Here is a 23,720-nt window from a genome sequence, read left to right as displayed (position 1 = left end):
GCCACACTGACGGGGGACTGATCGTCGGCTTGCATCACCGACTGATACTCGGCAGTCGGGATATTCTTGCGCGTCGCATCTTCGTGGGTCAATGACTCGACGATCTTGCGGCTACGCTTGTTCTTCGGCTTGTTCATGGTGTTCTCATCCATTTCAAGTGTTGTCGGCGATGATTCGCTCAACTGACAGTCACGTAAGACATCAGCTCTTGAAGGGCGATCTGTCTTCGGTTTTTGACTTCAAGTCGAAGGCAGAAGTGTTTCGTCTTTGGCTTTCGCTCGATATCGGGATCTTCATTGTCCGATCTACGACCGCTTGCCAGCTGGTAAGTCACTTCTCGGTCGCGTGGCTCCCATAATAACAGGGATACGACGGAAAATTCAATATTCAGATAGCCATGCTCACGGCATAAGGACAGCAACCAATCACAAAAAAATTTGCCATTGATCAGCTGTTTTTCACTTCTCTCCTTATGAGCGGACTTCACTTCGATGATGAATAGATATCCTTTTCCCTCATAAATACAGAATAAAAAAGCATCACATATTTTAGCGATTCCCTCGGGAGGATTGCCGCTGAAAAATGCGAACGGTCTCTCGTTTTTTTTATCCAACGAGAATGCGATGGAATTTCTATCAGGAACCCGAATTCTAATCCGATTGTCGGATTCATCCAACAGCCAATCGCGACTCTTCCTTTTCAAACGATAGCGACTATCTATCGTTTTCTCGATCGCTTCGATGGTATCAATAGCCATCCTTGATCTCCTTCATCGTGTAGTAGATATCGTTATTGGACTTACCCTGAGCCGATATCACTTTGTTGAATGTCGTGGCATAAATACCGTCTTCCGTGAATATCCCTATCGGCTCGATGACCTGATCATCGAACAGATAAGCACCGACCTTATCGGGGTCGAGAACCTCCTCTTCTTCGTAGCGATATTTCTTTCGCATACCGCTTGATCCTTGCTGGTTCAGCATGATGAGCGAATTCAGCTCCCGCACGATATAGTCGCTATGGGTGCTGACGACCAAGTGCAATCCGGCATTGACCAGTCTTGCCAGAAGGCGGGCCATTTCGACCTGATTGGCCGGATGAAGGTTGATCTCCGGCTCTTCGATCATCAACAGGTCGCCTTGCTTGGCTTGGTGTTCGAGATAAAACCATAGCCCGAACAGGCTCTTGACCGTTCCCGATGCGATATGCAGGCTCACTTCCCGAGTTTTATGACCGGCTACCTTCGATCGGCGAGGTTTGAAGGTGATATCACCGGTCTTTTTATCGACACCGAAAGCACCTCTAAGGAGGCGCTTTTTGAGTATTTCGGCATATCTGTGAAAGGCCTTGTCGCTTTCACGCATGATCTCCGGTATTTTATTCAGCCAATCGATGTAATCGACGATCGGCTGAGCATAGTACGAGCGTAGCGTATTGCGCAGCAGTTCTCCGGGGCTGCGTATTTCTTCCGCCATACGATGCAGCGATATCGTCGAGCAGTTCCCGATATCATGACAAAACGGATGCAGGCTGGTGCGCTCTGCCGGTATCAAAAAGACATTTCGAGTCTTTCGCTTTTCATCCAACAAGGCTTTCAGCGATTTGATCGAAGCGATGAGATCGACTCTGGCACCTTCGAGCATCGTCTCCTTCACATTGAAAACACCGGGCAGCCCGCTATTCATGATATCTTTGAAATCTGCCGGTTTGACAGAAGGACCATGACTCATGCGATGATATTGGGAGCAGCGAAAATCGGGATCGTTCAGCATTCGAGACCAAAAGTAAAGAGCATACATCACCCAAGTCTTGCCGCTATTGTTCGGACCGCAAAAAATGGTCAGGGACTTCTGGGTGAATTCGCCTTTGTGGACGACACCCAGATTTTCGACCTTGAATTTCAGATCATGCCATTGCTGGGACATGCTGCCTCTCCGGGTTCGGCTGCTGCGCTCAACGAAGCGTGCGGGTGATCGTACGCGCCTTCTCGTCACTGATCGATGGCGGGCGGGCGGAATATGCCTGCATGCTGCTCTTCCGAGCGGAAACGATACGGCACCCTGCTTATTTGATATCTTACCCGCTAGCCTGCGAGTTTGGTTGAATAATTCGCTTTGATGAAATTTGCCTACTTTTCATACCTATGATACGGCTTTATGAAACCAAACACATTACCCTTATCAATGATAGGCAAAACCGATCGGTGGATGCCTCTCTCATTGCGCCTTTATCGCTTAGGTAGACTCGGCACACAATGTCCGCCCGCTCTTGGTCCACCCGCTCTTGCGAAAGACGCGACGATTTTCTTAAGCCGACTGCTCTATATCGGAAAATATATCACCCAAAAGGCGGTCTTTATCTTGTGTAGATATCCGTTATTCGAATAAGAGGCACGATTCGACCATTTTGCCGGCGTCAGCAAAATGGTCGATGGTCGTGCGATCCGATACTTCATCGGCGATCTCGGTTTTTTCCATCATATCTATGGCGTAGCGCCGACGGATATCGTTTTATCGATCGCTCCCGGCAGCGCTTGCAGTCGCATCGGCGACCATTGCATGAAAATGCTCTTCGACTTTGGCCTTGAAATCGGATTCCATCTCGAAGACGTCGGTGAACTCGGCGAATTCCCAGCGTCCGAATTTGCCATGGCGATTGACACCCGGTACCCAATAGGCTTCCATGGTGTTTTTCTTCTCTTTGGCATCCTCCTTTCGAAGACCCTTGATCTCGACAACGAGATTCAACGGATCTTCCCGGCCCCGGCCGTCGTCTATTTGAACGATGAAATCCGGGATATAGGTACGAGCCTTGGTGCCGTAGCGATAGGGTACCTCGAAGCCGACATTATGGTTCTTCATATAAGACAACACTTTGGGATGCGCCTCCGCAACGCGGCAGAACTCTTCCTCCCAGCCGCTATCGAGGATCGCCCAATTGATATGGCAGCGGCTTGGATCGGTTTCGTAGCGGTCGGTTTTGGAGGTGTTGAAGTTGACCTGCGCCGTGGAGCCCAAGTGATGATAGGGATCGAGTATGGCTTTGACCGGTCGCCCTTTGTCGATTTCAACGCGGGTGATGGCCGCGGTGATGCGCTCGCATGCCATCGCCGCCAGTTCTTGGTACATGAGCTGCGCCGGATAGGTATCGCCTTTGCAAACAAGGCATTCGTCCAGCCATTTTTTCGTGATACGTTTGAGCTGGCCGAAAAGATGGAGTTCGGGATCCTCGTTCGGATCGCGCCACTTGGTGTAAAGGAGTTGTTTGGTGAGATTGAAGAGCAGCGTTGCCTTGCGAAGGCTTTGCAGATGTTCGAGCCTCAGATTCACCTCTTCGCCGATGATGCCGGCGTTTTCGGTGATCGTCGGACCGACGAGATCCGGCGTGAGTTCGAGGATGGAATCCTCCGTGAAGCGCACTTGCAGCCGCTCGTTCGGGAGATCGACTCGATAGCCCGCCACCTTCGGGAAACGGATTTCGAGATCGTCCCGCTCGGGGCTGACGGCCTTGACATGGATGGTCTCTCGGGGGTTCTGGGGCGAAGCCACCACCGGTTTTGCCGTGAAATCGAAAGGGATGCCCAAGACATCGGCGTATTCGACGTTGAACAAATCTTTTTCGTTCAACTCGTAGGATTGTCGGCGCAAGGCCCGGCCGATGACCTGCTCGCAAAGCAGCTGGGTTCCGAAGGCGCGCACGCCCAAAACATGGGTGACCGTATTGGCATCCCAGCCCTCGGTCAGCATCGATACGGAAACCACGCAGCGAATCGAATCGCCCAAGCGCCCGGGCTTGCCGACCGTATTCATGACCTCCCGCAGCAGGTTCTGATCGCTCAAGTTCTCGGCTTTATGGCGATCACCGGTGCGCTCGATGATCTCTCGGCGGAAGCGATCGATCTCTTCGGATGCCATCTCGCGGAAGTTCTTATCCAAAGCATCGCCGGATTCGAGCTGTTCGCTATCGATCAACAAGGTTCGAGGGCGAGCCAAACGATTGCCATGCTCGTCGAAGTTGCGAAACAATCCGAGCCGACCGTTCACCAATGTGGTCTTATCATCGCTACCGTCGGCCGCCTTGCGATGAAACCCCGATATATAGTCGTAGACCAGTTTCGAGGTTGACGTGTTATTGCAAACCACGATAAAACACGGAGGCACGCTGATTCCGTCTTTCTCCCAAAGATCGAAGGTTTTTTTATAGTGCCCGTAGAGCGCATCCAAGGCGGTTTGCAACTCGACCGGCAGATCCAAGGGGTCGAGAGCCTTGCCCTTGCTGCGCCCTTTCTTCGGCATCCGCTTGCCGATATGCTCCCATAGGTTGCGAAACTTGGGCATCTCGCCGCCCGGTATATTGTCCGCAACCGGCACTCTGGGCAACTTGACGATCCCGCACTCGATGGCATCCATCAACGAGAAATCGCTCATGGTCCAAGGAAAGAGCGTGCCCTCGGCATAGCCGGAGCCGCTCAAGAAGAAAGGGGTCGCAGAAAGATCGATCACTGATCCGAGACCGGCCCGACGGTTGACCGCCTCGAGCCCCGATATCCAAAGCCGCGCCGCTTCCTTGTTCTTGTCGGCCTCTTTCTTTTCGTCCCCTTTCAACTCACCTTCCAGATCGTCCCCCGGCTTCTCGCGATAGCAATGATGCGCTTCATCGTTGATCGCCAAGATATTTTTCATGCCCATCAGTTCGGGCATGACACGCTGGATCATCTGCCCTTCGGTTTCGACCGTATCAAGGGCTTCGGCGCGGCCTTGCAGGAGAGAGCGCCCGCCTTTTGATAATTCGATCCGCTCGCGCAGTTTGAAAGCATGATAATTCGTGATGACGATCTTCGCGCGATCCAGATCGGGAAGCATGTCGCTCGGCACCAGCTGACGACTTCGATAATAACTATCCGGATCGTTCGGCTTCAACACGCGCAATCGATCGCGAATGGTCAGTCCCGGGGTTACGATCAGAAAACCCCGAGTGAATCGCTTGCTCTTTTGACGACGTACGGCATTGACGGTCTGCCATGCGATCAGCATCGCCATGACAGTGGTCTTGCCCGCCCCGGTTGCAAGTTTCAAAGCGATACGCATGAGTTCGGGATTGGCATCGTTGTTGGCATCGGCAAGATGCGTCAAAAAACGTTTGCCGGCATTGCCCATCTGCGGCGCCACTTCGCTCAGCCAAATGACGGTTTCGATCGCCTCCACCTGACAAAAGAACGGGCGGATGTCGCTGAAATCGTGATGCCTCCAGTGCCTTAGCAAACGCGCGGTCGCCGGGGTCACGCGCCACTGCTCGGCCGGCAACCGCCGCCAACGATCGACCTCTTGACGAACACCATTGATGATGGCGGTATGATCGTAGGCTTGGGCGCTGGTCGAAAGCCCCTTGCCCTCATCGAAAATCAACGAGGACTGCTCTTCCGACCCTTTGCGCTTTTTGGGTTTGGGAATCGGAGTGATGAATTCCGCCCCCCGCCGCGTCTCGATGACCCTCAAAGTCGGCTGCCCAGCATCGTCAAGCTCCCAATGCCGCTCGGGATAATCGTAAGGTGAGTTGAGAATCGGGTGCTCGAAAAAAGAATCGCTCACGAACTGCCTCTCCTTTTGTTTCGGTTCGTTCTGCTCGCCGGAGGGGATTCTTGGTTGATTGGGGGCTTATTGTATGGGTAAATCGACGGGAGTACCTTGGGAAAGCCTGATAACCCTAGTGCGCTATATTCTCCATACCGGAAATATCTTTGGTTTTATCACTCGAAAGCATCAGAAATTCAGCCGCGAACTCATTACACCGAACCTCGATCGAACGATAGACGCCTTTGAACGAGTTCAAACGATCCTTTCTATCGATATCCACCCCACCGGTCTTGAAAAGAAGATGCGCAAGTTCATGAAAAAGAGTGAATACCTGCCGATCGAACGACATGGAGTTATTGACATATATCAAAGGAAACTCATCGTCATATAAGCAAAATCCGGAGACGCTATCGTCCTTGAATGCATCTTTGAATACCGATATCCCGAAATTCTCTAATACCTCACGCCAAAACTTCATCGCATGTTCCGAATCTTTCAGGTCGATTTGCGTTCTCAAATCCACGGAAAGATAATCTCGCACCCTTTGCGACATTTCAGCCACAGATGTCTTGGGATCGAGGTTGATATCCTTGACGATTTGGCGTTCAGCCGGATTCGATCCGTCATACAGCTCGGCAAGATTCAGTTGCAAAGCGGTAGCCTTTCGCAGCAAAAATCGCATACGAGGGGAAAGCGACCCGATCTCGGATTCCGGCAATGTCCGAAAAGACTGTTCCGGAGTGGGCTCGTGGGGAGGTTGCGGAAAAAAGAAAATCGCCAAGGGACGATCGTATATCTCGTACGCCAACCGTTCCAATTGAAGGTATGTAGGGCTTTTCACGCCCTCCTCCCATGCAGAGACTACCTCAGCAGTCACTCTCTTCCTTTTCATTTTTCCGACAACATCATCGATGGACATGCCAGAGGTCTCTCTGGCCCATCGCATCACCTCCGGATTGATCGGCAGATTCGACATGGATTCCTATCCGTTTTTACCGACTTCCTTGGTGGGCGTGGCGACATCTTCTCATCTCAACACCTCCACGATGCGCTCGGCAATTGCGCACCTGTCAAGACAAGCAGCCGGGATAGATGGGCTTGAATCTTGGGTAAGTTCTTTTATTTCAAAGACTTACGCAAGCGTCCGATCCAAAAAACATGTCCAATTTCAAGCACATTTCCCGCCCTTCTCACTCCCATTCTAAACCTTTCTCGGCATGCTCGGTACCAAATGTTCCCGGCACCCCTAGGGAGGATCATCTTCGATGTGGTATCTCACATAAGTGGAGGGTGACCCGCCTTCTCCGACACCGGGACAGCGATTCTTTTCAGCGCAGCCGGGCGACACACATCAAAGACTCGGTGGTCACATCGTCGCTAGCCGCCCACCACATGCAACAACCCTCGGCATACGGCCATCCAGCCCTGCCTTGCGGAAAAAATTCCTGAATCCTTTGCGGCATTTTGTTTTCAGGACCTTTATGTCGCCACCACCTTCCACATAAATCTTGATCTTCACCAGCGATTCCCTCCGATCTCTCCCCTAGTCCACAGATCGCCCAAGGTATAGCGTTCGAGCCAATCGGAAAGATCTTCCTTATCCAACCGGCGCAGACTGGTTCGGCCATCATGCTTTTCGCATACCACTACACTTTCCGGGGTATCTGTCAAGGCATCCACCAGCACATCGGAATGGGTCGTCACTACCAGTTGGCATCGCTTGGATGCTTCTCGAAGTAGCTCGCTCAACGTCGGTAAGATATCCGGGTGTAGTCCCAGTTCCGGTTCTTCGATGCAAACCAGCGGTGGCGGTTCGGGGTGACAGAGGATCATAAGCAAACATAGATAGCGCAGAGTTCCGTCCGAAAGCCGTGTTGCGGGCACGGTGATATCGCCTTCTTGGAGAAAGACTTGGACGGTTCCGCCTTCGATGATGATGTCGAAATCGGACACACCCTCATAGAGATTCTGCAAAGCACCTCGAACTCGCTCTTTGACCTTGGGATTACGCTTGAAACTACTGACTATCAACCCCAGATTTTTTCCGTCTTCTTCCAAAAAATCGTTCCGATGGTCGGTTTTTTGTGGCATCCGTAATGACGAATTCCGTCCGAAAGTCCATTCACGGTATAAAAGTATCTGGTTCAATGCCTCTCCGAGGTAAGTCAACTCCGGATAGTATTCGGGGTCTTTCCTCTGGGAAAGGATCGATTGCCGTGACCCGAATCCTTCGGGCAAAGGTTTCTCCCCCTCGCCTCGATACTTCAGCATTGCCGCTCCTTTGCGCATCTTGTAGTACATGGGAGGGTTGGGGTGGGACGAGGCGCCCTCGATCAACTCATCGGTCAGTTCGAAACGCTGACCGCTCTCTGCGAATGCGACCATATAGCGCAATGCCTGCGAACCCTTCATACTCAAGCCCATCGGATTGTCTATCTCAACCTCGATTTTCGCCGACCTATCCTTCGATTCACCGCGCCAAATCCAATTTCCGATGCCTCCGCCTTCGCGTATCGGTACAGTGATATCCTTGGGCATCGCTTTAAGCAACCCGATGATCTCGATGAAATTGGACTTGCCCGCTCCATTAGGACCGATCAGGACGTTCAATGGCTCCATCTTCAGCGAGGTGGTATCAGGGCCAAAGGAAAGGAGATTGTTTAGCTTGATGTTCCTGATCAGCATCATTGCACCCTCTCGATCAATATGACTGGGCTATGTTCGATCTGCTTGAACATTTCCCACTCGATCTTCATCGTCTGGATTATCATCTCTTAGGAAGCGACGCAATCCGGCACTAATCAACTTCCGCTTCCGTTGAAGAATCAGATGCCGCATAAATTGTCAGCAATATCTCCAAATCATCAATCAAGCGATACTCCGGATACCTCCCCGATAGATCTTTGCTGCGAGAAAGGATAGTCGGAACTCCCTCTCCCCGTCTATCCATTATATGTGTACGATGAGTCCTGATATCGTCTCGCTCAACAGGACAACGCGCCAGTAGGCTGGTAATAATTTCATTTCTCGATGCTTGCAGATATGGGAAGCTCTCCGGAGTCATCGTATTGACCAATGGACCCGGTATATACAGTTCCAAGCGATCCTCGAACAATCGCAGCCTTATCTTGCTACCCGCCATGGAATAATCCCGATGGGCTACCGCGTTGGTGAGTGCTTCGAAAACGGCGAGCATGTCGAATTGTGGAATATCCTCGCGCCCGCCTTGCAGACTCTTCTTTGCCAATATCCGCATGTTCTTTCGCACAAAATCACAAGCGCCGAAAATCTGTTGATCCAGCGACCCGGTAATATCCAAGGCATCCCGCTGATACGCTGCACCCCCTTGCGGAGAAATCACCGTACCTCGGTACGCAACAGCCTGAATGAATGCAGTGGAAAGAAACTCTCGAGGATCACGAGAAGCCAGCAGCACACCGGCCACAGTGGGTCGCAGTACCCCGGCATCGTCTTGCGATGCCATCGCCAACTTGGAGAGCATAATCTCCGGTGCATCCGAAGTCCTCGGCGTTGCGAAACGCTGCCATAGCACATCATCCAGATCGTCGAGCGTTGCACGAGGAACGGGGGTTTTATCGAATCGAACCAACCTTGCCTGACTGCGCTGCTCAAATAATCGAGCCAACTCACCGGTGGGGATCGGTCGCTTCGAAGAGCCGACACGTCGAACAAAACCCTTGGGACTGCTATGGACAAACAGACTGCGTTCAACTTCTACCTTCAGCACCGCCAGATCCTCCCCCATCATCGATGGAAGCCATAGCCTCCTGATATAAGGTGCCAAAGGAGGATCGATCGAGTCTTCGCAAGCATCTAGCACCAAAGACTCAACCGCATCCAGTCTCTCCACCGGAATGCCGAAGATATCTCGCGTAGCATCATCGACACCCAGCAACATCACACCCCCTCGCGCATTGGAAAAGGCGGCGAGTTCATCGGCAACGGACTCGCAACATGGCGTGGAGACGTTTTCACCGGCAAAGCGGACCTCTTTGAGATCCAAAAACGAATCTTCGCCATGTCGTATCTTGTCCAGCAATTCCCTAGTGCTATCAAACATCGTCAGCATCTCGGTTCAATCAAAGGGAACAGCGCTTCAATAGATTTGATGAGATTAATATACACCCAACATCAGTCCCACATGCCCGATCGAGATTATCCTTTGTACATCACTACCTTCAAATAATCTTCCGTCGCGTCAAAGTCCGGCTCCGTACCGTTGCGCTCCCGGAGTAAAGGAATAATCTTTTTACGCACCCCCATGCCACGCGCATCGACATATCCATAGTCACGAAGAACATCCACGATTAACGGATTGCGCGCCGAGCGTCGGCCTGTAATCATCTTCTTCACAGTCATCGAATTCCATAATGCCCCTGGACTCAGAACCTCGATCCGATTTGCATACCGTACCACCTCAATCTCTTCGTATCGAGTCCAGTCACGATGGGCAACTGCGTTCACGATGGATTCTCGAATTGCCTCTATTGGATACAACCACGAACGCTCACGCCTCATCGATGTATCGATTTCGTCCGCTTCTTCCGACACAAATGGTCGCATCGCCTCGATAAGGTTATCAAGCAACCCATTTTCCATGATCTCACTTCCATCATCGGGAAAAGTGCCACGAAGCGCCACAAGCGGCCCATCGAATCTTCGGTCGTCTAGAGCCCTATATCTTTTATCCTCTCCTTCGAATGCCATCCATCGAATGCCCGCCTGCGGGAGAAGTCGTCTCGGATGATGTCCAAATAACACTAAACCTGCGATCGTGCATACCGGCGGATCACCTGACGATTCGTTCATAAAACCCAACTCACAAAGCCTCTCGCACCATGCCGCATCATCTACCGGTATATCTTTGTCTCCCATGATCGAAAATAAATAATTCCTCAACCTATCTTGACTCAAATTAGCCAAACTACTACCTGAGACCGGCAGTAGCTCTACCTGCAGCATACCGCCCAGTTGATACAATCGCGCCTGTTGTTCTCGCGGTGCTATGCGAGAAGTGCTCTCGAGTCGGATGTAAATATCTTCTCGATCGTTATTTCGTACCACATAAGGTTTGGTCGTGCCTTGACTAACTCTAATCACAGCAACCCTATGCTGATCATCAATCTTCACCTCTTCGTAAAAAGGAGTAATCATCGGATGCACGTAGCGCCCGAATACCGTATCCATTATCCATTGTTTGAGATCTTCGCGCTGAACACCGCTGATAGTTCCATCATCTTCTACACCTAGCAGGATTCGGCCGCCTTGAAAGTTAGCGAAGGCCACAATCTCCTTTGCCAGCTGCTCAGGTCGAAGATCATCACGCTTGAACTCCACGCCGGAGTTCTCGCCATTTGCAATCAATTCAAGCAGCTCCGTCTTGGTCATCATCAATCGAATCCGTATTTCTCTTTGCGTTGCACGAAGGCTTCTCTGCCCCCCTCAAGAATACTCGTCACCTGATCGCGTATGGATGGTATATCGATCGAGCCTTGCGTCTCTTCCGGCATCTCGGCCTTTTCTCCAGATACGCTACACACGCCAATCCACTCCGCATCACCAAATACCGGAATATTCGCATTATGAGTCGCGAATAAGAACTGCCGTTTTGTTTTCGCGGTTCGCAGTTCTTGCACAATTCGCTCGGCGATGAACGCATTATCCAAGTTATCCTCAGGTTGATCCATGATCAGCGGATCCTGATTATCCAAAAGCAGCAGGTGCAAAATAGCAGTGCACTGCTGACCCGTGGATATCCTATTCAGCGGTTTGTATTGCTCGTCGGAGTGCGACACATTGAGCTCGAGCGTGATGCGATCCTGTAGATCGATACCCTCTAGTTGATCGATCTGACCAGCTGTCATTTTAGTCAGCGTATCGATCAGTCCCGGTGTCAAACCCCACTGTTTTTCAAGCAACTCATTCTTTCCTTCTCGTATGGCAGCAACCAAGGCGAAGATCGTCAAATCCGGAGATTCATCCACCCATAGTGTCTTTCGCTCTCCCACGCCAGGTAATTCTTGGAGGAAATCTCGGAGCGGTTGGCGTAGGCCATCGGGAACCAACGTGATGCGCAATTTTCTGGCCAATCTTTTATTGAGATTTCCTACTACCTTTTTCTTGGCCGCCGTTCGTTCGCTGCGAATTTCGGATATCTCGCCGACCAGATTGCGGCGGTTTTGCTCCAACTCATCAATCAGTGCATCCACTGTCTTAAGTTGAGATCGGATGGGCTTTATCTGCTCGACTTCCCGGAGTAATAGCTGGTATGTACGCCCGATTTCTTTACCATCCTTTCCTGCCGCAGATGGAAGCCCCGCGAACTCTTTTTCGATCTCCTTTTCAGATACCTCCATCGCTTTGATCAGATCCCTCTTGATAACCGATTCAAGCGCTTTCTCCGCTTCCCCGACAATCTTGTCAATCTCTATAAGATTCTGCCGCAGGGTTGATGCCAACATGTCCAAAATATCACGCCCGCGCCGCAACAGATCCGCATGGGGCAATCCTTCCAACACTTTATCGTTGAGAAAAACAAGGTCTGGGAGTGATTCATCCAAACCACGTTGCTCTGTTCGCACGCGATCGATCTCCTCCATGATTCTCGGGACTAGTTGTCGCTCTTTCTCAAGCAGCGGCAATTGTTTCAATTTCTCATCGAGACCGTGCTCCTTAAACTGCCGAACTCGCTCCTCCAGCTTCGGAATCTTCGCTATCTGCAGCTCAATCTCTTCTTTTTTCTCACGAGCCTTAACCAACCGATCACCATTCTCCTTGAGTTTTCGATAAGTCCCAACGAGAAGAGATTCCTGTTCCGCGCTATCCGGAAGAAAACGATCTAAAACCCGAGCGAGGGATTCGGGCTTTTTCGCTATCTCGTAAATCTCGTTCTGTCCGTATATTTCTATACCCGGGAGAATATCTCTTCCAGGATGAAGACGTGATTCATTACCTTCCTCATCGAATACTTGGGGCGACTCACCATAGCGCCGAGTCACTTTATAAGATTTACTATGGTTTACTGCGGAGCTCACGTTCAAAGTAACCGTCCCACCCTCACGCCCAAGGTTCTCTTTTACGATCTGTTCGCCTTGTTTGATCGCATCATCACCCTTATGCGATATATCCAATGCGTAGCGAACGCATTCCAGCAATGTCGATTTTCCCGTGCCACGACCACCGATAACGGCATTCAAGTGATCTGATATGTGGGCGGACAAACCATCAAAATAACCGCCTTCAATCGAGATGCTCTCAATCCGACTGTAGTTGCGCTCATTCGTTTCATGCGATAGTCGAATCCGTGAACCCGGGTCCTTGAACGCCATCATGAAGGAATCAAAGCAAGGTCGAGTCATCTTGATAGAGCAGGATGCACCGGGATATTTGAGATCGTTCGGCTCCGCTACATCCTTGGCATTGATCAGGGCGATCGGTTGTTCGCGAGAATAATCCAAGTTCTTGTTTAGCACGATCGATCTATATCCATGAGGAAGATCATCAATCGGCCCCGGTATCTGGGCAGCATGTAATCGACGATCTTTCCACAAGTGGGGAAGTTTCTGCATCAGCAATCCATTTGATTGCGTTATGTGCGCCCCATAGACAAAACCACCCAATTTCTCAACCTCATCCAGCAAATCATGCCCTCCCAAATTCGAAGGTCTGATGCCATCTTGAGGGTCGGTCAAATCAAGTCGGCCCAGATAGCGTTCAAGCTGCTGCGCCGTAGTAGTCTCCGGAAAAAGACAGACCCAATGGACTTTTTCGGTGGTTGCCACTTCAAAGCCGGGGAAAACGACTATACCCGCCTTATTAAGAATCTCACGTGCTACCTCCGCCTCGGCAACCTTGCCGTGGTCAGCGAAACCGACAACCTCTATCCCTTCTTCCAAGCAGATATCTCGCATTGCCTGCGCGTAAGTCTGAGCATCCATTCCATGCTCTTGTCCACGATACTTTCCACTGTAGCCATGCGGGTTGACCTGCAAGGCACACTTCCAAAACCGCGCATAGGGATAATGCTTTTGCGTCATTTGCCCAGATCCTTTTCACACCGCACACTATCTTAGAGTCTATCGGGTGTACATCGCCGATCCTATTATCTACGGATCGGCGATCATTATATTATGATTCAAAATGGTTTTTGAGTGGAGCCTGATATACCCCGAAAGGCTCCTGAGATTCGCAGGCTTGATGGATATCCAACCGATCGGATTGTTTGGCGGAGAGGGAGGGATTCGAACCCCCGGTCCCCCTAAGAGGGACAACTGATTTCGAGTCAGCCCCGTTCGGCCACTCCGGCACCTCTCCTTATACACCTGATACACCTGAAATTATCTACGACCTTTCGGCGACCTTTAAGCGATCATTCCTCGATCAAAACCCTCGTTCCCACCCTCACTCGATCGAAGAGATCGACGATGGCTCGGTTGTGCATGCGAATGCAGCCGTGGGAGCCGGGGACGCCGATGTTCACCTCATCCGGGCAGCCGTGGATGTAGATGTAGCGACGCTCGGTGTCGACCTCTTTGTGGAGGTTGCGCCCGGGCTCGGTGCCGGCGAGCCAAAGGATACGGGTGAGTATCCAATCGCGATTCGGGTATTGTCTTGCCAGTTCTCGGCTGTATATCTCTCCGGTCGGGCGGCGGCCGACGAAGACGGTGCCGATCTCGGCTCCCTCTCCTACCCGAGCATGGATGATATGCCGACCCCGAGGGGTGCATTCGCTACCTTCTCGCTCGCCGGCGCCGTTGATTGCGGTGGAGACCGGCCATGTTCTTTGCACTTCGCCGGCGCCGTCATGCAGTTCGAGAATCTGTCTTCCGAGATCGATGCGGATGAATGCGCTCTTGGACTGATGAATGGCTTTTGAATCGCTCGTATCGTCTTGGTACGAATCGAATACCTGAGCGAACTTCTTGGAAAGCGCCCTTTCGTTCATCGATCAACGACCACCAACCACCGATCATCCAAAAGCGAAGGCGAAGGGCGATCAGATTCTCGCCCCCGCCGGCTCGCTTTGCTTTATTACCGCTTTGCCGCTTGCTTCCTCGGATGACTCCCTCAGAGGCTGTAATACATATCGAATTCGACCGGATGCGTGGTCATCAAGAAGCGGGTCACTTCCTGATCTTTCAACTCGATATAGGCATCGATGAGGTCGTCGCTGAACACTCCCCCGGCTTTGAGGAAGTCGCGATCCTCATCGAGCGATTCCAGCGCCTGCTCCAAGGTATTGCAGATCGTGGCGATATCCTTTTCCTCTTCCGGCGGCAAGTCGTAGAGGTCTTTGTCCATCGGCTCGCCGGGATCGATACGATTTTGGATGCCGTCGAGGCCTGCAAGCATCATCGCCGAGAAGGCTAGGTAAGGATTGGCGCTGGCATCCGGGAACCGAACCTCAATGCGCCGACCGGCGGGGCCGGTATGCGGGATGCGGATGGAAGCCGAGCGGTTGCGTCCCGAATAGGCCAGCAGGGTCGGGGCCTCGAAGCCCTTGACCAAGCGCTTGTAGCTATTGGTCCCCGGATTGGTGAAAGCATTGAGCGCCCGGGCATGCTTGAAGATGCCGCCGATATACCAAAGCGCCTCTTGCGAAAGACCGGCGTACTTATCCCCGCCGAAGATATTCTTGCCGTCTTTCGACAAGGACTGGTGGCAATGCATACCGCTGCCGTTATCCCCGACCAAGGGTTTGGGCATAAAGGTTGCGGTCTTGTTCCACTGATGCGCCACATTGTGAACGCAGTATTTGAGGATCTGAACCTGATCCGCCTTGTGCAGCAGGTCTCCGAATACCGTGCCGATCTCGCACTGCCCGGCGGTGGCGACTTCGTGGTGGTGCACCTCGACCCCCAAGCCCATCGCTTCCATCTCCAAGCACATCGCGGCTCTGATATCGGAGAGGGAATCCACCGGCGGCACCGGGAAATAGCCGCCTTTGACGCCCGGGCGATGCCCCTTGTTGCCGTCCGGCAATTCCAACCCCCGGCTCCACGCCGCTTCCTCGGAATAAATCCGATAGGAGGAGCCGGACATCTCGTCGGTCCACGTCACCTGATCGAAGATGAAGAACTCGGGCTCGGGGCCGAAATAGGCATTATCGGCAACGCCGGTCGACTGCAAGTAAGCGATGGCTCGGCGCGCCAAGGAGCGCGGACAACGCTCGTAGCCCGCCATCGTCGCCGGTTCGAGAACGTCGCAGCGCAAGATCAGGGTCGGCTCTTCGCTGAAGGGATCCATGACCGCGGTATCGGCATCGGGCATCAACACCATGTCCGATTCTTGAATCCCCTTCCATCCCGCGATCGAAGAGCCATCGAACATCTTTCCTTCTTCGAAGATCTCCTCATCGACCATTTTCACCGGAAGGCTGACATGCTGCTCCTTGCCGCGAGTATCGGTGAAGCGCAGATCGACGAATTTCACTCCTTTTTCGTCGATCATTTCCATAACGGTTTCGGCAGACATCGGTTGCAGTCCTCCTTAATCAGGCAATGACAAGAGCTTCGAAGCAAAAGCCGGAAGCGAAAAACAAGGGGGTTTGGATGATCGGGGTCGACTCGTGGTCAATGGGGCGACACCGAACGGAATCCGAAAAATGGCTTATCCGGTGCGTAATGATAGTGCTTTTCGCCGATTTTCGGCAAAAAATCGATATTTCGAGAGATTGGCGAAAAGATTGGCAATCCCTTTCAAACAAGCAAGACCCGTATCTTGCCGATTTTGACCGATCGGGTCTTCGTCTCGCCGGTCTTCGCATCGGGATCGATTCGCGCTTCGTTCGCAAGTTCGCGCAAGCGTTCGGCTAGCGATTGTGCGCTCGATAGCATCGCTCGGGCGGTGGTTTCTTTCTCGGCGCATTCTCCCCGGTCTTCCCGGGTACCGGTACCCAAGGCCCCCTCTTGTCGATCCGCTTTCGCCTTGTCGATGCCGATGCCGACACCGCCGATGCCGGGGATCGAGCCCGCCCGCTCGACCGCAAGAGCCAGCGGCAACTCGACATCCACATCGATGGCTCCGTCCAGATAATGCAAAGTGATGCGGCGGATCTCCTTCGCCTCGGGGGTGTCCGCCCAAGACGCCCGCAAGTACGCCAAGACTTCCTTGCGCAAGGGCAGATCCCGACCCGGGATGACCTCCTCGTCGTTTTCCGGATCGATATGAACGGTGACATCCGAAATGGCAGGGAAACGCCGGATCAGCATCGCCCGGGCGATTTCGCTGATCTGATGCCCCTCGGAGACGCTGATCTTCGGATCGCCGACCAAGATATGCACATCGACGAGGGATTTCGGCCCCATCCGGCGGGTGCGAAGCATGTGCAGGTCCCGCACATCGTCCAGTTCCAGCAAAGTGCTGCGAATGGCCTCGACCTCATCGGGATCCAGCGCGGTATCGATCAACTCTTGGCCCCCCCGCCAAGCCAGCAGGATCCCGGTTCTGCCGATCATCACCGCCACCACGAGGGCGGCGATGATATCGAGATAGGTCGCTCCCGCCAAGGTGCCGCCGACCCCGACGATCACCACCAAGGACGATGCGGCGTCGCTGCGCGAATGCCAAGCGTTGGCTTCCAATAACTTGGAGTCGATGCGGCGAGCGGCGTGCAGGGTATAGCGAAAGATCGCCTCTTTGGAAAGGGCGGAGACGGCGGCGATGATCAAGGCCCACCATTCGGGGATCATCGGCGGCTCGACGCTCGTCAATCGCCGCACCGAATCCCAAGCGATCCCCACCCCGATCAGCACGAGAATCGTGCCCAAGGCGGCGGTGGCGATGGTCTCGATACGCTCATGACCGTAAGGATGGTCGCTGTCGGGGGCTGCATGAGCGTGGCGGGCGGCGAGCAGCACCATGGCGTCGGTGACGAGGTCCGAGAGCGAATGCACTCCGTCGGCGATCAGCGCTTGGGATTGGGCGAGGAAGCCGCCGACGATCTTGATGAGGCTCAAGAAAAGATCGCAAGCGGCGCCGACCAGCGTCACGCGCCGGGTGATCGCATAGCGATCGAGCCGCTTCGATGCCGGGGAAGCGCCGGGTGAATCGAGTGAATCGGAGGTCGAGGGCTCGCCCATCGATGATTTCCCTATACCCTCTTCGGGCCCTTGCGGGGCGGTCTAATCGCTTCTTCGGGGGCTATCGATCCCTTCATCACGGGATCTAAGGGCTCCGATCCGGCGCTCATTTCACCCTCAAAAGAATGCGGATCTCGCCGTCTCGCTCGTCCTCTTCGATCGCCAATAACTCGTGATCGTGGACGCGGCACCATGCGGGGATGTCATGCTTGGCTCCGGGATCGGTGCAAATGACCTCCAGTTCATCCCCCGATGCCAGCGATTCGATCCTTTGCTGCACTCGAATGACCGGCATCGGACACAGGAGTCGACGGGCATCGAGGTGATGGCGGGAAGTCATTAGGCCTGCCCCATGGTTGTCGGTCGAATCGGGCGGTTTTCGAAAAATCGCGGTTGTCGGGACGGCAGATGTCGGAAAGGCGGTTGTCGGGACGGCGAGTGTCGGAACTGCGATCGCCGAGCCCCGAAATCATCGAAACCGGTCATCGTCGAGGGTCTGCCTTCGAATGGCATGCCCGGCAAGGCGCTCGTTTCGCCCGGCTCCTAGCCGACATACCAATCGCGCGGGATATCATCCGAAGACAAGGGCTCGACCTCCATCGTGCGACCGATACCCTCGAGATCGACGATCTCCACCTGCACCCGATCCGCATGCCTTCCTTGGCTGAAACGAGCCGCCACTTTGGCCGAAAGCATCAAATCGTCATCACCGGGGGTGCCGTCGATCAAGGTCAAGGGCCCGAGATGGCTGACGATATTGATATGGATGAATCGCTTCCGATAGCCCTGCAAATAGCGATTCTCCCCTTCTTCTCGCGCGACGATCAGCTTGAAATGAGGACGAGGGCGCAAATGCCTTCCCACCTTCAAGAGCATGATGTCATCGATATCGTAATCGCGCCGGCCCCGACCGTGCCATAGATCCCCGAGTTTGGCGGAATAATGCTCGTTGGCAAGGAAGCAGCAGCCCCCGGCGGGCTGGGCGTAATCGTCGAAGCCGAAGCGGGCGGCCATCGCTATCTGCGGTTTGCGAGAGCGCCCGTGAAAATCGCAAAGACGCTCCCGATCCACCCAGCCCTCGCGCTCGGGAAGGGTGGGCTCCAAATGCTTGGCGCAAAGGGGGCGCAGCAGGCGGTCGCCCACCCCGGATTCCCGCACCACGATCGGCAGTGTCTCTCGGCGCTGGGACTTCGGCCGCTGCCCGATGACTTCCCCGGTAACGATGAAGTCGTGACCTCGCTCCATCCGCCATTCATTCGCCCGCCGCACCATGAAGCCCTTGCAATCGATGCAGGGATTGAGATTGGCCCCGTAGCCATGGCGGGGGTTGAGCACCACCTGTTTGTATTCCTCCACCACATCCACGAAATGCAGGCGAATCCCGAGCCGCTCGGCAACCCACAAGGCATTGTTGCGGGGCGGGCGGTTTCGAGATCGGATGGAGTGGGTGTGTCCTTCGACGCAAAAACCGGTGAAAAAGTTGAGGCCCTCCACCCGAACTCCCTGTTCGAGCATCATCTTCGCTGCGAGCATCGAATCAAGCCCGCCGGAGATCAAGGCAACCGCGGTACGAGCAGAGGTATCCATACCTTTTATTGTACGCCCCTCTTCGAGTGAGGAAAACGCTCGCCGGAATCGGCTTTCGATGAGGGGTTCGATATGAGCGATTTCGATGGGCGATATTTGCAATCGGTTTGCAACTGGCCTAGCCGAAAAAACGGGGCGATCGCTTCGTTCGGCATCGAGGCGGTGGTTCAGGGCTTAAGGCTCGGCAATATCGCTCGTCACGGGGTTGCGGCTTGTCGGGCGCCGATATCGGATAAACACTTAACTAAAGACAAGTCCTGCCAAGGGGTGGGATTTCCCCCAAGATGATGCTTTCAAGGCTCGATCCTCGTGCCCGCACGATGGAAGGACGATGAGCGAGCGATCGTTCGAAAGCGCAAAGTGCAGCCTTCGAAGGCAAAGGCTTCGTCGGCGAAGAGTCGATATGACCGGGCATTGTCGAGCCCGGCCTGCCGGCACCGCCACTTCGAATCGAAAACGACCGCCCGACGATCTGTCAGCTCGTCCGAGCCGCCCCTTCGCCCGGCGGCAACAAGGATTCGTCGGCAAAAAGCGCATCCACCGGCTCGCGGCGGCGCACGATATGAAAGCGATCCCCGTCCACCATCACCTCCGCGGCGCGCGGTCTCGTGTTGTAGTTCGAGCTCATCACGAACCCGTAGGCCCCGGCGGAGTGCACCGCCAATAGATCGCCCGGATCCAGCGCAAGTTCGCGCTCGTGCCCCAAAAAATCCCCCGATTCGCAAACCGGCCCGACAATATCGTAGACCTCGCCGGGTCGATTTCGAGGGCTGACCGCCACGATCTCCTGCCATGCCCCGTAAAGGGCGGGGCGGATGAGATCGTTCATCGCGGCATCGACGATCGCAAAACGCTTGTCACCGTTGCGCTTGATGTAATGCACTCTCGTCAGCAACAAGCCCGCGTTTCCGGTAATCGAACGACCGGGCTCCAAAACCAGCGTCAGATCCCGCCCTTGGATACGCTCGACGATGGCACCGGCCAGTGCCGATGGTTCGGGCGGGGTCTCATCGCGATAGCGGATACCCAAACCGCCGCCGAGATTGAGATGGCGGATCACGATGCCATCTCGCGCAAGGGTATCGATCAGGGCAAGAACCCGATCCAGCGCATCGAGAAAGGGTTCGATGCTCGAAAGCTGCGAACCGATATGGCAATCCACCCCGTGCACCGATAACGAAGGCGTGGCGGCGGCTTTGGCGTAGATCGCCGGAGCCTCGGCGATGGGGATGCCGAATTTGCTCTCGCCCAAGCCGGTGGCGATGTAGGGATGAGTGCCGGGATCGACATCGGGATTGACGCGCAAGGAAATCGAGGCGCTCGCCCCCCAAGACTCGGCGATGGCCGCGATCTTGTCCAGTTCCGGCTCGGATTCCACATTGAAGCAGCCGATGCCGGCTTCGAGAGCGGAGCGAATCTCGTGATCGAGTTTGCCGACCCCGGAGAACACGATGCGCGAAGGCTCGGCGCCGACCGCAAGAACCCGAGCCAGTTCGCCGCCGGAGACGATATCGAATCCCGCACCGAGCCTTGCCAGAATATCGAGCACCGCAAGGTTCGAATTGGCCTTGACCGCATAGCAGATCCGATGCGCCATCCCATCCAAGGCGCGGTCGTATTCCAACCAAGCGCTTTCGATGGCGAGGCGGGAATAGACGAAAACCGGAGTGCCGACATGCGCTGCGATCGCTTCGAGATCCACCCCTTCGATACGCCCGGCATCGCCGATCCCGCTCATGGATTTTCCATCTCTTTCATCAGGCCTTTTATCACGCATTATCCGAGCGATCTTTTTGCTTGAAAACGAACGAGCCGAGAAGGCTCCCGTAAGCGGGGGATCTCGAAGCACCCTCTTCGGGCGATGCGAGCTCGGACACCGAGGGCGAACCGATCCGCGCTTGATCTCCGGGAAGATGGAGCGGCCCTTTTTGCCCGCAGCCGGTGATGAGCGATGCCGATAACAGCGCGATCGCGCCTATCGCGAATCGGCGATATCCCCGATAGGCTTTGCGATGGGCTGCGGGTTGGATTTTTCGATGCAAGATGGCATCGCCCCCATCCGAAGCCGGGCGAGCGCGGCAAGAAAGCCGCCCTTTCCCCGCAAAAAAGACCCCGCTGTTTGAACTCATCCTCGCTATCTCCGTCTTTTTGCGATCTCGATGATCTCGATTCCGATGTCGATTCATCGGTACTGCGAGCGACCGCCGGGCGAGGCATCGTCGTTCACTTTCGAGTCATCGTGCAATTTGGCAAGTTCCCGGTGATTTCGCGTTGAATAAAAAAGAGATGGATCCGGTTTTTTCCACAGCCGCCGACGATTGACGCCGATACCGAATCTATCGCACATAACATCCGGTTGAACACATCATCGATCTTTCTTCCGACGGGTCTTCCCGGTGCCGAAAACCGGCACACCGATCAGTGCATGAAGCACAGGATTGTCCACGATCCCCTGATTCCTTGCTCTTAATGATTGCTCATAAGCGGTTGGCGAGCAGGTAAGAGGGGCGATCTCATAATCCCGCCAATCACCATCGCCTCGCCCCACGGACAAGCGCCGCTACTTGTATATCAGTCTCTCGACGAGATCAAAGCCCGTCGGTACCCGTCGCCTTGCCCAGCACCTCGATCACGGCGGAGCGATGATGAAACTCGGCGATACGCAAAGCCGTCCACCCCCGCCCGCTCTTCGCTTCCCGATCGGCACCGGCATCGACCAGCGCCTCGACCGTCCCGGCCTGCCCATGAAATACGGCGATGTGCAGAGGAGTCAGCTCGTGCCCGTTCTTTGCGTCCGGGTCGGCGCCGGATTTGATCAGTGATTTGACCACTGCGACGTGACCGTTCATCGCAGACTCGTGCAAAGGGGTATCTCCATCGTCGTCCTTCATGTTCGGGTCTGCGCCGGCTTTGACCAGTGCACCAACCGCATCGGTATGACCTTCGAATGCAGCAGCGTGAATGGGCGTCCACCCGTCATCGGCCTTCGCGCTCGGGTCTGCACCGGCATTGAGCAGCGCACCAACCACAGCGGGGTGACCATCATCCGCAGCAGAGTGCATGGGAGTCCACCCGTCCTCGTCCTTCGCATTCGGGTCTGCACCGGCTTTGACCAGTGCACCAACCGCAGCGGGGTGACCTTCGAATGCAGCAGCGTGAATGGGCGTCAACCCGTTCTCGGCCTTCGCATTCGGGTCTGCACCAGCCCTAACCAACGCACCAACCGCATCGGTGTGGCCATTCCACGCGGCACCGTGCATGGGCGTCCATCCATCACCGGCCTTCGCATTCGGGTCTGCACCAGCCCCAACCAACGCACCAACCGCATCGGTGTGACCATTCCGCGCGGCAGAGTGCAGGGGCGTCCACCCGCGAGATGTCTTCGCGCTCGGGTCTGCACCAGCCTCGACCAGTGCACCAATCGCAGCGGGGTGACCATCCTCCGCAGCAAAGTGCATGGGCGTCCACCCATCCTCTTTTTTCGCATTCGGGTCTGCGCCAGCATCAACCAGTGCACTGATCGCATCGCAGTGACCTTCCTGCGCGGCGAGGTGCATGGGCATCCACCCATCCTCGGTCTTCACATTAGGGTCTGCGCCAGCCTCGACCAACGCACCAATCGCATCGAGGTGTCTGTTCCACGCGGCAGAATGCAAAAGCGTCCACTCGGCCTCGGTCTTCGCGTTCGGGTCTGCACCAGATTCGACCAGTGCAACAACCGCATCTGTATGACCATACATCAAGGCAGAGCGCAGGGGCGTCCACCCATCATCGGTCTTCACATTAGGGTCTGCGCCAGCCTCGACCAACGCACTGATCGCTTCGGTATGGCCATTCCGCGCGGCAGAGCGCAGGGGCGTCCACCCATCATCGGTCTTCACATTAGGGTCTGCGCCAGCCTCGACCAACGCACCGATCGCTTCGGTATGGCCATTCCGCGCGGCAGCGTGCAGGGGCGTCCGCCCATTCTCGTCCTTCGCATTCGGGTCGGCACGAGCCTCGACCAATGCACCGATCGCTTCGGTATGGCCATTCCACGCGGCAACGTGCAGGGGCGTCCGCCCATTCTCGTCCTTCGCATTCGGGTCGGCACCGGATTCGACCAGTGCAACAACCGCATCTGTATGACCATACATCAAGGCAGAGTGCAGGGGCGTCCGCCCATCCTCGGTCTTCACATTAGGGTCTGCGCCAGCCTCGACCAACGCACCGATCGCTTCGGTATGGCCATTCCGCACGGCAGCCTGCAGGGGCGTCCGCCCATTCTCGTCCTTCGCATTCGGGTCGGCACCAGCCTCGACCAATGCACCAATCGCATCGGGATGTCCGCTCCACGCGGCAGAGTGCAGGGGCGTCGACCCGCGGCGAGATGTCTTCGCGCTCGGGTCTGCACCAGCCTCGACCAGCGCACCAATCGCAGCGGGGTGTCCGTTCCACGCGGCAGCATGCATAGGAGTCG

The 23,720-nt window shown here is 54.8% G+C and carries 18 protein-coding genes and 1 tRNA gene; 1 reads left to right on the top strand and 18 read right to left on the bottom strand.

Annotated elements, in window-relative coordinates; genetic code table 11:
* Window positions 1-178: 178 nt before the first annotated feature.
* The 15 genes from BF99_RS0116795 to BF99_RS0116710 all read right to left on the bottom strand — a co-directional run bounded on the left by BF99_RS0116795 (window position 179) and on the right by BF99_RS0116710 (window position 19,261).
* Window positions 179-757, bottom strand: coding sequence for a hypothetical protein (locus BF99_RS0116795; protein WP_025771980.1), 579 nt, complete (start codon window positions 755-757; stop codon window positions 179-181).
* Entirely contained in the window at window positions 747-1,925 is a 1,179-nt protein-coding gene (locus BF99_RS21335) for an AAA family ATPase (protein WP_025771979.1), read from the bottom strand. Before BF99_RS21335 ends, BF99_RS0116795 begins: the two co-directional genes overlap by 11 nt.
* Window positions 1,926-2,510: 585 nt before the next feature.
* Window positions 2,511-5,588: a BPTD_3080 family restriction endonuclease gene (locus tag BF99_RS0116780; protein WP_025771978.1), complete on the bottom strand. Its 3,078-nt coding sequence runs from the start codon at window positions 5,586-5,588 to the stop codon at window positions 2,511-2,513.
* Between the two features lie 115 nt (window positions 5,589-5,703).
* Complete coding sequence (locus BF99_RS0116775) at window positions 5,704-6,549, bottom strand: XRE family transcriptional regulator (RefSeq protein ID WP_025771977.1); 846 nt, start codon at window positions 6,547-6,549, stop codon at window positions 5,704-5,706.
* Between the two features lie 390 nt (window positions 6,550-6,939).
* Entirely contained in the window at window positions 6,940-7,092 is a 153-nt protein-coding gene (locus BF99_RS23105) for a hypothetical protein (RefSeq protein WP_156013419.1), read from the bottom strand.
* Window positions 7,089-8,261: an AAA family ATPase gene (locus tag BF99_RS0116770; RefSeq protein WP_231471435.1), complete on the bottom strand. Its 1,173-nt coding sequence runs from the start codon at window positions 8,259-8,261 to the stop codon at window positions 7,089-7,091. The genes BF99_RS23105 and BF99_RS0116770 overlap by 4 nt, the downstream gene beginning before the upstream one ends.
* Before the next feature lie 109 nt (window positions 8,262-8,370).
* Window positions 8,371-9,654 carry an ATP-binding protein gene (locus BF99_RS0116760; protein WP_025771975.1) on the bottom strand — a complete coding sequence of 428 codons (1,284 nt, stop codon included), beginning with the start codon at window positions 9,652-9,654 and terminating at the stop codon, window positions 8,371-8,373.
* A 95-nt stretch (window positions 9,655-9,749) separates the two neighbouring features.
* Entirely contained in the window at window positions 9,750-10,985 is a 1,236-nt protein-coding gene (locus tag BF99_RS0116755) for an RNA-binding domain-containing protein (RefSeq protein ID WP_231471433.1), read from the bottom strand.
* Window positions 10,985-13,630 carry a TrlF family AAA-like ATPase gene (locus BF99_RS0116750; RefSeq protein WP_025771973.1) on the bottom strand — a complete coding sequence of 882 codons (2,646 nt, stop codon included), beginning with the start codon at window positions 13,628-13,630 and terminating at the stop codon, window positions 10,985-10,987. The genes BF99_RS0116755 and BF99_RS0116750 overlap by 1 nt, the downstream gene beginning before the upstream one ends.
* Before the next feature lie 186 nt (window positions 13,631-13,816).
* Window positions 13,817-13,907: transfer RNA gene (locus tag BF99_RS0116745), tRNA-Ser, on the bottom strand.
* Between the two features lie 55 nt (window positions 13,908-13,962).
* The gene (locus BF99_RS0116740) at window positions 13,963-14,538 is read right to left on the bottom strand and encodes a L,D-transpeptidase (protein WP_025771972.1); all 576 of its coding nucleotides are present in this window, start codon (window positions 14,536-14,538) and stop codon (window positions 13,963-13,965) included.
* 122 nt (window positions 14,539-14,660) lie between these two features.
* Window positions 14,661-16,067 carry a type I glutamate--ammonia ligase gene (gene glnA / locus BF99_RS0116735; protein WP_025771971.1) on the bottom strand — a complete coding sequence of 469 codons (1,407 nt, stop codon included), beginning with the start codon at window positions 16,065-16,067 and terminating at the stop codon, window positions 14,661-14,663.
* Between the two features lie 224 nt (window positions 16,068-16,291).
* Complete coding sequence (locus BF99_RS21330) at window positions 16,292-17,674, bottom strand: cation diffusion facilitator family transporter (protein ID WP_025771969.1); 1,383 nt, start codon at window positions 17,672-17,674, stop codon at window positions 16,292-16,294.
* Window positions 17,675-17,780: 106 nt separating this feature from the next.
* Window positions 17,781-18,014 (bottom strand): sulfurtransferase TusA family protein, encoded by a 234-nt coding sequence (locus BF99_RS0116720; RefSeq protein ID WP_025771968.1) that lies wholly within the window; start codon window positions 18,012-18,014, stop codon window positions 17,781-17,783.
* Window positions 18,015-18,217: 203 nt separating this feature from the next.
* Window positions 18,218-19,261 carry a tRNA (5-methylaminomethyl-2-thiouridylate)-methyltransferase gene (locus tag BF99_RS0116710; RefSeq protein WP_025771966.1) on the bottom strand — a complete coding sequence of 348 codons (1,044 nt, stop codon included), beginning with the start codon at window positions 19,259-19,261 and terminating at the stop codon, window positions 18,218-18,220.
* Between the two features lie 72 nt (window positions 19,262-19,333).
* Here BF99_RS0116710 and BF99_RS23100 point away from each other — a divergent pair, with 72 nt between their 5' ends.
* Window positions 19,334-19,549, top strand: coding sequence for a hypothetical protein (locus tag BF99_RS23100; protein ID WP_156013417.1), 216 nt, complete (start codon window positions 19,334-19,336; stop codon window positions 19,547-19,549).
* Between the two features lie 187 nt (window positions 19,550-19,736).
* Here BF99_RS23100 and lysA read toward each other — a convergent pair whose 3' ends face one another.
* The 3 genes from lysA to BF99_RS22190 form a co-directional block, all read right to left on the bottom strand.
* On the bottom strand, window positions 19,737-20,999 hold the full coding sequence (lysA, locus tag BF99_RS0116695; protein ID WP_038098836.1) for a diaminopimelate decarboxylase: 1,263 nt from the start codon (window positions 20,997-20,999) through the stop codon (window positions 19,737-19,739).
* 31 nt (window positions 21,000-21,030) lie between these two features.
* A complete protein-coding gene (lptM, locus tag BF99_RS0116690) occupies window positions 21,031-21,390 on the bottom strand; it encodes an LPS translocon maturation chaperone LptM (RefSeq protein ID WP_156013415.1) in 360 nt (119 codons plus the stop codon).
* Window positions 21,391-21,849: 459 nt separating this feature from the next.
* Window positions 21,850-23,720, bottom strand: a 1,871-nt coding sequence (locus tag BF99_RS22190; protein ID WP_197019199.1) for an ankyrin repeat domain-containing protein, incomplete at its 5' end; no start/stop codon positions are given.

Origin of the sequence: Thioalkalivibrio sp. HK1, from assembly GCA_000583135.1 — a bacterium.
Taxonomy (GTDB): domain Bacteria; phylum Pseudomonadota; class Gammaproteobacteria; order HK1; family HK1; genus HK1.
The sequence above is the reverse complement of the archived record's forward strand: the minus strand, read 5'-3'. Positions and strand labels throughout refer to the sequence as shown.